Here is a 13256-nt window from a genome sequence, read left to right on the forward strand (position 1 = left end):
TAATTATTGTGAACCTCGCCGGTCCCGACACCGCGAGATTTCCCTTATCTCGCCGAAACAAAGGGGAAACCCGCACGTCACACCCTGGACGAGCGCTCACCCCTGATCAGCGCGACAAATCCCACGACGACCAGCGAACCGATCAGCAATTTGACGATGAATCCCAGGAACGTGCCGATCAGCCAGATCAACAGCGCGCCGGTCATCAGCAGGATGAGGACCGGTACGCCGATACGCAGCCACGCAGGCACGGAACCCATGGCATCCCCCACACGGTCTCAACGGTGGTCACAGCACTCGTCATCTGCCCGCTACCGGGGACGCGACACGCGGTTTCCGGGTTCCCCCGGAACACGGTCGGCTCAGACCGGCCACGCCTCGCGCCGCCACGCCGCGTCCCAGAACATCCACTCGTACCGCGACGTGGTCACGAAGTGCTCGATGACGCGGGCGCGTTCGGCCGTCCCGAGATCGGCGCCGACCCGGTCGGTCAGCTCCAGCACCGCGCGCACGGTGGACTGGAACTCCTCGTCCCCGTAGGTGTCGATCCAGCGCTTGTAGAGCGGGTTCGGCGACGACTTCTCGAGCAACGCCTCGCCGACCCGGGCGTAGATCCAGTAGCACGGCAGCACCGCGCCCAGGCCCTCCGCGAACGAGCCGCCGTACGCCGCCGCGAGCAGGTAGCTGGTGTAGGCGCGGGTGGCGGGCAGCACCGGCTCCGCCGCGGCCTCCGCCGCCGAGCTGCCGTAGGCGCTCATGAAGTCGGCGTGCATGGCCTGCTCGGCGGCGATCGCGCCGGCCGCGTCCGTCGCGAACTGGCGCACGGCCGCCTCGTCGGGGGCCTTGGCGGCGCACACCGCGAGCGCGCGGGCGTAGTCCCGCAGGTAGTGCGAGTCCTGCACGACGTAGTGCCGGAACGCCTCGGCGGGCAGCGTCCCGTCGGTCAGGCCCTGGAGGAAGGGGTGCGCGAGGATCTCGGCGTAGACGTCGTCGATCGCCGACCACAGTTCGTCACGGAACGCCACGGCGTTGTCCCTTTCATCCCGTCCGCAGGTGCGCTTCACCCTAACCCTGTCGAACCCTGCCGGCGGATCACGCCTCGGGCGGTGAGAAGAAGACCAGCACGCGCAGCGGCTCGGTGATGCGGTGGAAACGGTGCTCCTGGTGAGCGGGCACGAAGACCACGCTGCCGCGCGCGACCTCGGTGACCTCTGTACCGACCGTGAGGCCGGCACGGCCGCTGATCACCACGTACACCTCGTCCTGCCCGTGCGGCTTCTGCGTGTCGGTCTCGCCCGGTTCGAGCGCGTAGAGGCCCATCGAGAAGTACTTCTCGTTGAGGAAGCGCAGGTACGCGCCGCGCTCCTCGGCACGCTCGCGGTCGAGGTCGTCGAGACGGAACACCTTCACGGGGCGCTGCTCCTTCCACTCGTCCCGGTGCTGCCCCGGGCACTCCGTGCTACCTGTCGGCAGCGAAGATACGACAGATCAGACACAGTCCGAGGTCACGCCGGTCCACGCCTCCCGCCAGCGTTCCGCACCTGACACGATGCGGGCATGAAGAGCCTCCTCATCAAGCTGCTCGCCAACGCGGCGGCCATCTGGATCACGGCCGTGGTCGTCAACGGCGTGAACATCACCGGCGACTCAGCGGGCAACAAGGCCGGCACGGTGGTGCTGGTCGCGCTGATCTTCGGCACCGTGAACGTCCTCATCAAGCCGATCGTCAAGCTGTTCTCGCTGCCCCTGTTCCTGCTGACGCTCGGCCTGATCACCTTCGTGATCAACGCGCTGATGCTGTGGCTGACCTCGTGGATCTCGGGGAAGCTGGATCTGAGCTTCCACGTCGACGGGTTCTGGCCGGCGCTACTGGGGGCGTTCGTCATCTCGATCGTCAGCTGGCTGCTCAACACGATCCTCGACCGCGACTGACCGGCACCGCCGGCGGCGGCACCCAACCACAGGGTCGGATGTTTCACGTGAAACCACGGTGGACGGCCCGCGGCAAGGAGAAGCCATGACCTCGGACGGAACCCGCGCCGTACACGCCGGGCTGCCCCCGGCGCGGCCCGGCGGCTCCTTCGCGGCCGGCCCCGTGTTCGCCGCGACGTACCACCTCTCGGGCGACCCGAGCGGGCCGTACCAGTACGGCCGGTTCGCCAACCCGACCTGGGTCGGGCTGGAGAACGCCGTCGGCGAGCTCGAGGAGGCGGCCGGCACCGTGGTGTTCCCGTCCGGCATGGCGGCGATCTCGGCGGTGCTCATCGGGCTGACCGAGCCCGGCGACACCGTGGTGCTGCCCTCCGACGGCTACCCGGCCACCCGCGGCGTCGGCGCACACCTGGCCGCGCGCGGGGTGACCGTACGACCGTGCCGCACCGACAACGAGGCCCTCGCCGAGGCCGTCCGCGGCGCGACCCTCGTCCTCCTCGAATCGCCGAGCAACCCCGGCCTCGAGGTGTGCGACCTGGCCCGCGTCGCCGAACTCGCGCACAGCGAAGGCGCGCTCGTCGCCGTCGACAACACGCTCGCCACGCCGCTCGGCCAGCGCCCCCTCGCGCTCGGCGCGGACATCTCGCTGGCCAGCGGCACCAAGGCGCTGACCGGGCACAGCGACGTCCTGCTCGGGTACGTGGCCGCCGCGGACCCGGCACTCGCCGAGCGCGTCCGCGCGTGGCGCACCCTGACCGGCGGCGTCCCCGGGCCGATGGAGGCCTGGCTCGCGCAGCGTTCGCTGGCCACCCTGCAGCTGCGCCTCGAACGCCAGGCGGCCAACGCGCTCGCACTCGCCGAGCTGCTGGCCGACCGCCCCGGCGTGACCGGGGTCCGGCACCCTGGCCGGCCCGGCGACCCCGCACACGCCGTCGCGGCCGCGCAGATGCGGTACTTCGGCAGCGTCGTGGCGTTCGTACTGCCCGACCAGGACACCGCGGAGCGCTTCCTCGGCGCGCTGGAGCTGGTCTTCGAGTCCACCAGCTTCGGCGGCGTGCACAGCATGGCCGAGCGCCGCGGCCGCTGGCCGGGCGACGACATCCCGCCCGGTTTCATCCGTTTCTCGGTCGGCTGCGAGGACACCGCGGACCTGCTCGCCGACGTCGCGCAGGCCCTCGACAAGACCCTCGGCACGGCGGCCGAGCGCGCCGACGGGTAGTCGGCCGGGCGCGGCCGCCCTGAGCGGCGGAGCGCCGGCCGTCACAAGATCACGTCAACCCTCGGCGGTTTCCGGTCAATACCCCAGGATCCGGTGCACAACGACTTGTTCGCGCCCTTGGGCGCGTCAAGGATGACAGCGGCCCCTTGCGGGCCGAAACTGCAACAGGGCACAACGGGGCGGCCCACGGGGCGGGGTCGATCGGTACAGGGGGGGTCAGTGGATCTGACGTTGCTGCGCACCTTCCTGGCGGTCCATCGGGCGGGATCGTTCACCCGTGCCGCGCACCTGCTCGACCTGTCGCAGCCCGCGATCACCGCGCAGATCCGCAGCCTGGAAAAGCAGGTCGGCCGCCAGCTGTTCGAACGGCTGCCGCGCGGCGTCACCCCGACCACGATCGCCGACGAACTCGCCGCCAAACTCGCCCCGCACCTCGACGCGCTCGAGGAGATCACCGCACGCGACGTGCTCGGCACCGATCCGTTCCAGCAGACCGTGCACCTGGCCGGCCCGCCGGAGATCACCGGGCGCCGGGTGCTGCCCGCGCTCGCCGACCTGGTGCGCCGCGGTCTGCGGCTGCGGATCACCCTCGGGCACGGCGACGACCTGCTGGCCGGGCTCGCCGCCGCGCGCCACGACATCGTCGTGTCCGACGTGCGCCCACGCGGCCGCGGCATCGTCGCCACCCCGCTCGCAGACGAGGAGTACGTGCTCGTCGGCGCTCCCGTGTGGGCCGAACGGCTCCCCCGCCGCCGGATAGAGGCGGGCGGCCCGGTCGCCCTCGACGGCGCCCCGCTCATCTCCGACAGCGAGGACCAGCCGCTCGTCGAGCGGTACTGGGCCAGCGTGTTCGACAGCAAGCCCACCGCGCCCGCGGGCGTCGTGGTGCCGGACCTGCGGGCCGTCCTCGACGCGGTGCGCGCCGGCGCCGGCATCGCCGTGCTGCCCCGCTACCTGTGCGATGACGACCTGGCCGCGGCCTCGATCGTCGCCCTGCTCGAACCCGAGATCCCGCCGCTGAACACGCTGTTCCTCGCGGTACGCACCGGCGAACTCAGCCGCCCGCACCTCGCACAGCTGCACGGCCGCCTGCTCGCCCGCGCCGCCGACTGGTGACCCGGCCCATGGCTAGTCCAGGTCCTTGGCGAGCAGCGTCAGGATGCCCTCGACGTTCGCCGTCAGATAGGCCGCCAGGGTCGCCGGCACCACGTCGACCGTCGCCAGCCCTTCCGGCGTGAACGGCACGCGGACCACGGTGTAGGTGCCGTTCGGCTCCTCGACTTCAGGCCCGTGCCGCAGCGACGGGTCGATCGACTCGAGGCGGCACGCGAAGAAGTGCTGCACCTTCACACCGCCGCCGGTCTCCGGCACGGTGTCGACGAACGCCGGTACGCACGACGCCAGTTTCGCGCCGAGCTCCTCCAGCACCTCGCGGCGCAGCCCCTCCACCACGGTCGTGTCGCCCGGCTCGACGCCGCCGCCGGGCGTGATCCAGTACGGGGTGGCCCCCGGCTTGGTGCGCTTGATCAGGACCAGCCGGTCCTCGTCGTCGAGCAGGATCGCGCGAGCCGTCCGTTTGACCACTTCCCGCATCGTGCACTCCAGAGGGCAGCCGGATTACCTGAAGGGATCATTCCGATCCGCGGCCGCGTTCATGCGCGCGCTCCGGGACAAGATCCCCGGGGTGGCGCTACCCCGCCGCGCCCGGGCCCGGCCGGACCACACCCGACTCGTAGGCGATGACCACGAGTTGCGCCCGGTCCCGCGCGCCGAGCTTCACCATCGCGCGGCTGACGTGCGTCTTGGCGGTCAGCGGCGACACGAACAGGTGCTCGGCGATCTCGTCGTTGCTCATCCCCGACGCGACCAGCGCCAGCACCTCGCGCTCGCGGTCGGTGAGCGCGGTCAGCCGGTCCGGCGTGGCGACCTTGGGCTCGGGCTGCGCCAGGAAGCGGCCCACCAGCGCGCGCGTCGCGCCCGGCGACAGCAGCGACTCGCCCGCCGCGACGGTCTTGATGGCCCGCAGCAGGTCCGCCGGCTCGGTGTCCTTGACCAGGAAGCCGCTCGCGCCCGCGCGCAGCGCCTCGAAGACGTAGTCGTCGACCTCGAAGGTGGTCAGCACGAGCACCTTCACCCCCGCGAGGTCCTCGTCGCCGACGATGCGCCGGGTCGCCTCCAGGCCGTCCATCTCGGGCATGCGGATGTCCATCAGCACGACGTCGGCGCGGGTCTCGCGGGCCAGCTTCACCGCCTCGGCGCCCGTCGCCGCCTCGCCGACGACCTCCAGCTCGGGATCGGAGCCGATGAGCACCTTGAAGCCGGCGCGCACCAGCAGCTGGTCGTCGGCGATCAGCACCCGGACCATGGGATTCCTTCCGTCGGTGAACGGTCTTCCGCGCCGGCCTCGCGCGGCAGCGCGCCCGGCGGTACGGGCAGGCCGTCGGCCGGCAGCAGCGCCCGCACCGCGAACCCGCGCGGCGCGCTCGGCCCGACCTCGAGGGTCCCGCCGACCGCGGTGGCCCGCTCGCGCATGCCGAGGACGCCGTGCCCGGTGCCCGAGCCGGCCGCCTCGGACCCGCCGCGGCCGTCGTCGGTGACCTCGACCTCGACGACCTTCGGCCGGTACGCGATCCGCACGGTGGCGCTCGCGCCGGGCCCGGCGTGCTTGACCGCGTTGGTCAGCGACTCCTGCACGATCCGGTACAGCGCGAGGCCGACCGGCGTGGGCAGCGCCCGCTCGCCGCCGGACACCTCGAGCAGCACCGGCAGCCCCGCGGTGCGGTACGACGTGACCAGCGCGCCGATGCCGTCCGCGCCGGGCGTGGGCTCGGTCGGATGGTCGGTCTCGCCGTCCTGGCGCAGCACGCCGAGCGTCGTCCGCAGCTCGGCCAGCGCGTCGCGGCTGGCCTCCTTGATGTGCACGAGCGCCTGTCGGGCCTGGCCGACGTCCTGGTCGATGACGTGCGCCGCGACCCCGGCCTGGATGTTGATCATCGCGATGCTGTGCGCGACGACGTCGTGCAGCTCGCGCGCGATGCGCATGCGCTCCGCGGTCACCCGGCGGCGCGCCTCCTCCTCGCGGTCGTGGTCGGCCCGGGCGAGCCGGGCCTGCACCTCGGCCCAGTAGGCGCGCTTGGCGCGCACCGCCTCGCCGACCGCGACGGGCAGGTAGAGCCACACCACGCCCAGGTAGTTCTCCGGGCGCAGGAACGACGAGCCGAGCACCGACAGCCGGATCACGGTGTGCGCGACGGCGATCGCGGACGCGATCCACAGCGAACGGCGCAGCCGCTCGCGCGACGCCACCGTGTACAGGGCGATCAGGGTCGGCATCAGGATCGAGCCGTCCCGGCCGTCGGCCGCCAGATAGGCGAGCTGGCCGAGCTCGGTGAGCGCCAGCACCAGCAGCGGGTGCTGGCGGCGGCGCAGCAGCACCAGGCAGGTCAGGACCGCGATCGTCAGGTTGAGGGCGTTCGGGTGGCCGCTGACGTTGTGCTTCTGGGTCGGCGCGATGGCCCCGCCGATCACGGCGGCGGTCAGGAACACCACGAGCACGATGTCGGACGCCCACGGGTGGCGGCGCAGCGCGCTCCCCCACTGCGACCAGCGCTGCCAGCGCGCGGCGAGGGTCTTGGTGTCGCCGCCCGCCGCGCTGTCGCACCGCGCGGTGTCGGTCGGCGTCGTGTCGGTCGGCGCGGTGTCGGGGGCCGTGCCGACAGCGCTGTCGACCCGGCGCGAGTCACCATCCGGAGCGGGCCGCACGTCCGCCCCGGCCCCGACAGGAGACAGGGGGCCCCGCGCGTCGGTGCGTACGGGGCCCTCCTGCTGCTGCATCACTTCTCCTCAGTGGTCCTTCGGTCCATCATCCGCCGTGCGTCACCGCCCGGCGAGAACCGGCTCGCGGTCCTCGTCGCCGTGCCCGCCGCCGTGCCCGGTCCGCGGGTCGGCGCCGTGCCCCGGCCACCACGCGCGGTTGCCGATCAGCGCGGTCACCGCCGGGACCAGGAACATCGACATCACGAACGCCGAGATGCAGATGCCGGCCGAGACCGCGAAGCCCATCTCGGTCATCATGCTCATGCCGGCGAACATCAGGGAAGCGAACGTCCCGGCAAGGATGACACCCGCAGCGGCGATCGAGGGGCCCGCGTGCTCGATGGCGAGCGCCGCGGCCTTGCGCGGCTTGTGCCCCTCCTGCGCCTCCTCGCGCAGGCGCGCCACCATCAGGATGTTGTAGTCCGTCCCGATCGCGACCACGAACATGTAGATCATGATCGGCAGCGAGAACATCACGCCGGCCTTGTCGGCGAGCCCCTGGAAGACCAGCACCGTCGCGCCGAGGGTCGACGCGTAGCCGAGCACCACCGCGAGCATCAGGTACCAGGGTGCCACGACGCTGCGCAGCAGCAGGCCGAGGATCAGCGCGATCAGCAAGCCGGCCACCGGGAAGATGACCTTCATGTCGTGGTTGGTCGCGGTGCGCACGTCGGTGAACTGCGCGGTCGCGCCGCCGACGACGACGTCCGTGCCGGCCGGGGCCGTCCGGTCCGCGGTCGCGCGCAGCGGCTTGATCGCGTCGAGCGCCGCGTTGGTGTACGGGCTCTCCTTGAGGACCAGCTGGATTTCGGCGGACATGCCGTCGCCGCTGTACGTGACGTACCGCTTGGGCTCGTCCGGCTTGGAGACCGCCTTGACCGCACCGACGCCGTCCGCCTTGCCCAGGGAGTCGGCGTACGCGTCGACGACCTCGTGGTCGAGCGGCTGGTCGGTCTTGGACGAGACGTACACCTGCGTCGGGTTGAGCATGCCCGCCGGGAAGCCGGACTGCATGTCCTTCATGGCCTTGGCCGACTCGGTGTTGCTCGGCAGCTGCCCGATCTGGTCGTAGTCCGCCTTGAAGCCGAGCAGGCCGGACGCGAGCGCGACCATGATCACACCGGAGACCACCGCGACGGCGACCGGCTTGCGGCCGGTGAGCGCGCCGAGCTTCGCGAACGTGGTGCCCTCGGGCTGCTTCTGCCAGCCCTTCGACGGCCAGAACACCTTCGGGCCGAGCAGCGACACGACGGCCGGGACCAGGGTGAGGCCGGCGATCGCCATGACGATGACCGCGATGGCGAGGCCGGGGCCCATCGACCGGAAGCTGCCGAGCGTGGCGAGCAGCATCGCGCCGAACGCGATGACGACCGCGCCGGCCGCCGAAGCGATGGCCTCGCCGACGCGCTCGACCGCGACGATCATGGCCTGCTTCTTGTCGTCGCCAGCCCGGAGCCGCTCCCGGTACCGGAACAACAGGAAGAGGATGTAGTCGGTGCCGATGCCGAACAGCACCACGATGAGGATGGTCTGCAAGGACTGCTCGACCTGGAAGTCGAACGCCTTGCCCGCCATCGCGATCACCGCCGGGGCCACCATCGCGACCAGGCCGACCACGACGATCGGCAGGAACGCGGCGACCGGGCTGCGGTAGATGAGCAGCAGCAGGACCAGGATCAGCACGATCGTCACGATGCCGACGATCGCCTCGGCCTTCTTGAAGGCGTCCTGGTTGTCGAGCATCATCGCGGGCCCGCCGGTGTAGCCGGCCTTCAGGTCGGTGCCCTGGAGCAGCGGCTTGGTCTTCTCACGAAGGTCCTTGACCGCGTCGTTGACCTTGGTGTCCTGAGCGTTGCCCTTGATGGTGACGTTCATCAAGTGGATCTTCTTGTTCTCGGACACCTGCCCGGCGGCCAGCGACGTGATGTCACCGACCTTCTGCTGGTCGGCGGGCGCCGTCGTCACCGTGGCGTCGTGCAGCCTGCCGGCGATCTCCCGGACCTTGGCCTCGTCGGCCGGGGTCAGCGGAGCGCCGTCGGCGCGCTTGAAGATCGTCAGCGCGCTCTGGTCCTTGGACTGCGGGAACTGCTTCTCCGCGAGATCGGCCGCCTGGACGGACTCGTACTTGTCGGGCAGGAAGCTCGCCGTGTCCTGGTTGGTGATGTCCGACAGCTTCGGGGCGAACGCCACCAGGGCGACCGCGGCCACGAGCCATGCGGCGATGACCTTCCAGGGATGGTGGACGACGAGCCTTCCGAGTCGTCCGAACATGCTCTCTCTCCTTCGACCGCTGCGGCTGGCAACGTTCGAAGGTAGGGAGATATGTGTGCTATACACAAACCCAGAACCCGCAGGTCAGAGAAGTTCCACCCGCTGAACGAGGCACCCGCACGCCCCTCGCAGAAGCCGCCCCCGGGGCGTACTACAGCGGGAGTACGGGCCCCCGGTTCCGTGGTCCCCGCGCCCCCGAGGTCAGGCGTTCAGGTACGCCAGCACCGCGAGCACCCGCCGGTTGTCGTCGTCCGACGCGTGGACGCCGAGCTTCCCGAAGATGCTCGTCGTGTGCTTGCTGACCGCGCCCTCCGAGACGAAGAGCTGCTTCGCGATCGCCGCGTTCGACCGGCCCTGCGCCATCAGCTCCAGCACCTCCCGCTCGCGCTCGGTCAGCTGCGCCAGCGGCGCCTTCTGCGTGTTGTGCGCGAGCAGCTTCGAGATGACCTCGGGGTCCATCGCGGTGCCGCCGGCCGCGACCCGGTTCACCGCCTCGACGAACTGGCCGGTGTCGAACACCCGGTCCTTCAGCAGGTAGCCGACCCCGCCCGACCCGTCGGCGAGCAACTCCCGCGCGTACAGCTGCTCGACGTACTGCGACAGCACCAGCACCGGCAGCCCGGGAACACGACGACGGGCCTCCAGCGCCGCCTGGAGGCCCTCATCGGTGAACGTGGGGGGCAGTCGTACGTCGACGACCGCGACATCGGGTTTGTGCTCGACCAGCGCCTTGAGCAGTTCCGGCCCGTTGTCCACGGCCGCGACGATGTCGCAGCCGTGGGCTTCGAGCAGGCGGACCAGCCCGTCCCTCAGGAGGGCGAGGTCTTCGGCGAGGACAACTCGCACGGCAGCTCCATGGTCACCGTCGTCGGGCCGCCCTCGGGGGAGTCGAGGGCGAGTGTCCCGTCGAATGTACCCAGCCGCCGCTCGATGCCGCGAAGTCCCGTGCCCTTGTTGAGCGACGCACCGCCGCGGCCGTCGTCGATGACGTCGATGTGCAGGCGCCCGGCCCGGTAGCGCAGGTCGACCCACACGTTGCGGGCGCCGGAGTGCTTGGCCGCGTTGGTCAGCACCTCCATGACCGCGAAGTACGCCGCAGACTCGACCGGCGCCGGCGGACGACCCGAAAGCGCCACCGTCACCTCGACGTTCAGCGGGCTCTCCAGCGCGATCGCCCGCACCGCGTCGCCCAGGCCGCGGTCCGCCAGGACCGGCGGGTGGATGCCGCGCACCAGGTCGCGCAGTTCGTGCAGGGCCTTCGCCGACGCCTCACGGGTCTCGCTCAGCAGCTGCCGCGCCGCCTCGGGGTTGCTCTCCATCAGGCTTTCGGCCGCACCCAGGTTCATCCCCATCGCGACCAGCCGGGCCTGCGCACCGTCGTGCAAGTCGCGCTCGATGCGCCGCAGTTCGGCGGCCGAGGCGTCGACCGCGGCCGAGCGGGTGTCGGTCAGGTGGGCGACCCGCAGCAGCATCTCGGCCTTCTTGGTGGGCGCCAGCAGCGAACGCGTGAACAGAGCGTGCGCCTTGAGCATCGCCGGGGCGATCGCGAAGCCGACCACGACGTACGCCATACCGAGGAACACCGCCATGACCGCGCGGCTGTCGCTGTCGACCTTGAGGAACGTGTACCAGCCGCTGTCCCCGGCCTCGGTGATCGGCTTCCACAGGAACGGCTGCAGCATCCCGAACACGCCCTCGGCGATGAACCCGAGCGCCATGATCGCCAGCGCCAGCCCGACCGCCAGGTCGGCGAGCGTCCACAGCAGGTCACGCCACGTCGCCGGGTCGGTCAGCATCCAGCGCAGACGCTGCACGACACCGGGGATGCCGCTGTCGAAGTGCGGCCGCGGGCGGTACGGCTCGGCGATGCGGACGCCCGTCCACGCCTCGCTGCGCCGCCGCGCGTGGTTGGCCAGCCCCCGGGTCGCGCTCACCAGCACCGGCACCACCAAAACGCCGATACCGATGATCATCAGCGGCAGGAACGTCACCGTCAGGCAGAACAGCACCAGCCCGAGGACCATCGACGGCACCAGCGCGAGCCCGCGCACCGCGTCGACGCCGCCCGCGCGGATCCGCGCCCCGATCCCCTTGCCGTTCATCGTTCCTCCTCGGCGATGTTGCCCTGACCTCGGGCTTCTTCCTACACCAGAGAGTCTGCCGAGGCCCCGCTCCGGGGGCACTGGCTCCCGCCCCCGATCCGGGGTGGGCCTGAACCCACCCCTTCCCCCGGGCTGCCCACCCCCACCGCTGACTGCCGCTGACCGCCGCTGACCGAGGTGCGCCGGACACGGTCAGCGCACGGTCGGCACCCGGTCAGCGGCCCCCGGCACAGTCCTTCCCATGACGACGAACACCACAGCCACCGGGATCTCGAACGGCCGCAAGTGGGGCACGCTGGCGATCGGCTGCCTGGCCGCTCTCATGCTCACCATCGACATGGGGGCGCTGCACCTGGCGATCCCCGGGCTGATCAACGACCTCGACCCGAGCTCCACCCAGCTGCTGTGGATCGCGGACGGCTACGGGTTCGCGCTCGCCGGCCTGCTGGTCACCATGGGCTGGCTCGGCGACCGGATCGGCCGCAAGCGGCTGCTGCTCGCCGGCACGGCGGCGTTCAGCGTCGCGTCGGTCCTCACCGCGTACGCGACGACGCCGGAGATGCTGATCGCGGCGCGCGCCCTGCTCGGCGTCGCGGGTGCCACGATCATGCCGTCCACGCTGTCGCTGATCCGCAACGTCTTCACCGACCCGAAGGAGCGCACCGCCGCGGTCGGCATCTGGAGCGGTGTCAGCGGCGCGGGCGTCGGGCTCGGCCCGATCCTCGGCGGCCTGATGCTCGACCACTTCTGGTGGGGCTCGGTGTTCCTGGTCAACCTGCCGATCATGGCGGTGCTGTTCGTCGCGGGCCTGATCGTGCTCCCCGAGTCGCGCAACCCCCGCCCGGGCCGCCTGGACGTGCCGAGCGTCCCGCTGTCGATCGTCGGCATCCTGGGCCTGGTCTACGCCGTCAAGGAGGCCGCGCACGGCGGCGTCGCCCAGAACTCCGTGCTGGTCTCCGCGCTGATCGGCGCCGTCGCGCTCACGCTGTTCGTCGTCCGCCAGACCCGGGTCGAGGAGCCGCTGATCGACGTCCGGCTGTTCCGTGAGCGGGCGTTCGCCGGCGCGATCACCGCCAACGCGTTCGCGATGTTCGCGCTCGTCGCCCAGTCGCTGATCTTCGCGCAGTACTTCCAGTTCGTGCTGGGCTGGTCGCCGCTCAAGTCCGGCCTGGCCGGCCTGCCCGGCGCGGTCGCCGCGATGACCGGCGGCGCGCTCGCCGCGGGACTCATCACCAAGCTCGGCCGCGGCCGCACCATCGGCCTCGGACTGGCCGTCTCCGCCGCCGGGTTCACGCTCTACACGCTGACCGGCACCGCTTCGAACTACCCCACGCTGGTCGCCGCGATGCTGCCGGTCGGCTTCGGGATGGGCATGGCGATGACCGTCACCGCCGACATGGTCCTCGCGGCTGTGCCGAAGGAGCGCGCCGGTGCCGCCTCCGCGATCTCCGAGACCGCGACCGAACTCGGCGGCGCGCTCGGCATGGCGGTCCTCGGCTCCGTCTTGAACAGCGCCTACCGCGGCAACCTGGAGCTGCCCGCCGGCGTCCCGGCCGAGAGCGCGGACGGCGCCAAGGACTCGCTCGGCGGCGCGGTCGTCGGCGCGGCGCACCTGCCCGGCGACCTCGCCGGCCGGGTCGTGGACGCGGCGCAGCACGCCTTCGTCGGCGGCATGCACGTCGCCGCGCTGGTCAGCGCGGGGCTGGCCCTGCTGACCGCGGTGGCCGCGACGTACGCCCTGCGCGGTGTGCCGGCCACCATCGAGGAGAACGACGCCGACGAGGCGGACACGGCGCAGGAGGTCGCGCTGGTCGCCTGACCGGACGAGACACCGCGCGGGGCCCGGCTTCGGCCGGGCCCCGCGTGCGTTCTGCGGGGTCCCGCGGGCCCGCCACGCGATGGCCGATTACCGCCAG

At 71.6% G+C, this 13256-nt stretch carries 13 protein-coding genes; 4 read left to right on the forward strand and 9 right to left on the reverse strand.

Annotated elements, in window-relative coordinates; translation table 11 throughout:
* Positions 1-77: 77 nt before the first annotated feature.
* The 3 genes from QI554_RS30175 to QI554_RS30185 all read right to left on the reverse strand — a co-directional run bounded on the left by QI554_RS30175 (position 78) and on the right by QI554_RS30185 (position 1410).
* On the reverse strand, positions 78-251 hold the full coding sequence (locus QI554_RS30175; protein WP_281474313.1) for a hypothetical protein: 174 nt from the start codon (positions 249-251) through the stop codon (positions 78-80).
* 111 nt (positions 252-362) lie between these two features.
* Positions 363-1025: a thiaminase II gene (gene tenA / locus QI554_RS30180; protein ID WP_281474315.1), complete on the reverse strand. Its 663-nt coding sequence runs from the start codon at positions 1023-1025 to the stop codon at positions 363-365.
* 67 nt (positions 1026-1092) lie between these two features.
* A complete protein-coding gene (locus tag QI554_RS30185; protein ID WP_281474317.1) occupies positions 1093-1410 on the reverse strand; it encodes a cupin domain-containing protein in 318 nt (105 codons plus the stop codon).
* A 147-nt stretch (positions 1411-1557) separates the two neighbouring features.
* Here QI554_RS30185 and QI554_RS30190 point away from each other — a divergent pair, with 147 nt between their 5' ends.
* The 3 genes from QI554_RS30190 (at position 1558) to QI554_RS30200 (ending at position 4267) form a co-directional block, all read left to right on the forward strand.
* Positions 1558-1932 (forward strand): phage holin family protein, encoded by a 375-nt coding sequence (locus QI554_RS30190; RefSeq protein WP_281474319.1) that lies wholly within the window; start codon positions 1558-1560, stop codon positions 1930-1932.
* Between the two features lie 85 nt (positions 1933-2017).
* The gene (locus QI554_RS30195) at positions 2018-3151 is read left to right on the forward strand and encodes a cystathionine gamma-lyase (protein WP_281474321.1); all 1134 of its coding nucleotides are present in this window, start codon (positions 2018-2020) and stop codon (positions 3149-3151) included.
* 219 nt (positions 3152-3370) lie between these two features.
* On the forward strand, positions 3371-4267 hold the full coding sequence (locus QI554_RS30200) for a LysR family transcriptional regulator (protein ID WP_281474323.1): 897 nt from the start codon (positions 3371-3373) through the stop codon (positions 4265-4267).
* A 12-nt stretch (positions 4268-4279) separates the two neighbouring features.
* Here QI554_RS30200 and QI554_RS30205 read toward each other — a convergent pair whose 3' ends face one another.
* The 6 genes from QI554_RS30205 to QI554_RS30230 form a co-directional block, all read right to left on the reverse strand.
* A complete protein-coding gene (locus QI554_RS30205) occupies positions 4280-4744 on the reverse strand; it encodes an NUDIX domain-containing protein (RefSeq protein WP_281474325.1) in 465 nt (154 codons plus the stop codon).
* Positions 4745-4841: 97 nt separating this feature from the next.
* Positions 4842-5516: a response regulator gene (locus QI554_RS30210; RefSeq protein WP_281474327.1), complete on the reverse strand. Its 675-nt coding sequence runs from the start codon at positions 5514-5516 to the stop codon at positions 4842-4844.
* Positions 5501-6985 (reverse strand): sensor histidine kinase, encoded by a 1485-nt coding sequence (locus QI554_RS30215; protein WP_281474329.1) that lies wholly within the window; start codon positions 6983-6985, stop codon positions 5501-5503. Before QI554_RS30215 ends, QI554_RS30210 begins: the two co-directional genes overlap by 16 nt.
* A gap of 42 nt (positions 6986-7027) precedes the next feature.
* Entirely contained in the window at positions 7028-9238 is a 2211-nt protein-coding gene (locus QI554_RS30220; RefSeq protein ID WP_281474331.1) for an MMPL family transporter, read from the reverse strand.
* 201 nt (positions 9239-9439) lie between these two features.
* Positions 9440-10084 (reverse strand): LuxR C-terminal-related transcriptional regulator, encoded by a 645-nt coding sequence (locus tag QI554_RS30225; protein WP_281474333.1) that lies wholly within the window; start codon positions 10082-10084, stop codon positions 9440-9442.
* Positions 10048-11340, reverse strand: a complete 1293-nt coding sequence (locus tag QI554_RS30230; protein ID WP_281474335.1) for a sensor histidine kinase — start codon at positions 11338-11340, stop codon at positions 10048-10050. The genes QI554_RS30225 and QI554_RS30230 overlap by 37 nt, the downstream gene beginning before the upstream one ends.
* A 241-nt stretch (positions 11341-11581) precedes the next feature.
* On the opposite strand from QI554_RS30230, the gene QI554_RS30235 reads away from it, so the two are divergent.
* Positions 11582-13159, forward strand: coding sequence for an MFS transporter (locus tag QI554_RS30235; protein WP_281474337.1), 1578 nt, complete (start codon positions 11582-11584; stop codon positions 13157-13159).
* Positions 13160-13256 lie beyond the last annotated feature (97 nt).

The sequence above is a fragment of the Yinghuangia seranimata genome, from assembly GCF_029953285.1.
Classification (GTDB): Bacteria; Actinomycetota; Actinomycetes; order Streptomycetales; family Streptomycetaceae; genus Yinghuangia; species Yinghuangia seranimata.

Bases quoted from the DNA above. Each gene is read 5' to 3' on its own strand.
- QI554_RS30210 (WP_281474327.1), bottom strand. From the start codon at position 5,516: ATGGTCCGGGTGCTGATCGCCGACGACCAGCTGCTGGTGCGCGCCGGC.
- QI554_RS30215 (WP_281474329.1), bottom strand. From the start codon at position 6,985: ATGCAGCAGCAGGAGGGCCCCGTACGCACCGACGCGCGGGGCCCCCTG.
- QI554_RS30195 (WP_281474321.1), top strand. From the start codon at position 2,018: ATGACCTCGGACGGAACCCGCGCCGTACACGCCGGGCTGCCCCCGGCG.
- QI554_RS30230 (WP_281474335.1), bottom strand. From the start codon at position 11,340: ATGAACGGCAAGGGGATCGGGGCGCGGATCCGCGCGGGCGGCGTCGAC.
- QI554_RS30235 (WP_281474337.1), top strand. From the start codon at position 11,582: ATGACGACGAACACCACAGCCACCGGGATCTCGAACGGCCGCAAGTGG.
- QI554_RS30190 (WP_281474319.1), top strand. From the start codon at position 1,558: ATGAAGAGCCTCCTCATCAAGCTGCTCGCCAACGCGGCGGCCATCTGG.
- QI554_RS30220 (WP_281474331.1), bottom strand. From the start codon at position 9,238: ATGTTCGGACGACTCGGAAGGCTCGTCGTCCACCATCCCTGGAAGGTC.
- QI554_RS30205 (WP_281474325.1), bottom strand. From the start codon at position 4,744: ATGCGGGAAGTGGTCAAACGGACGGCTCGCGCGATCCTGCTCGACGAC.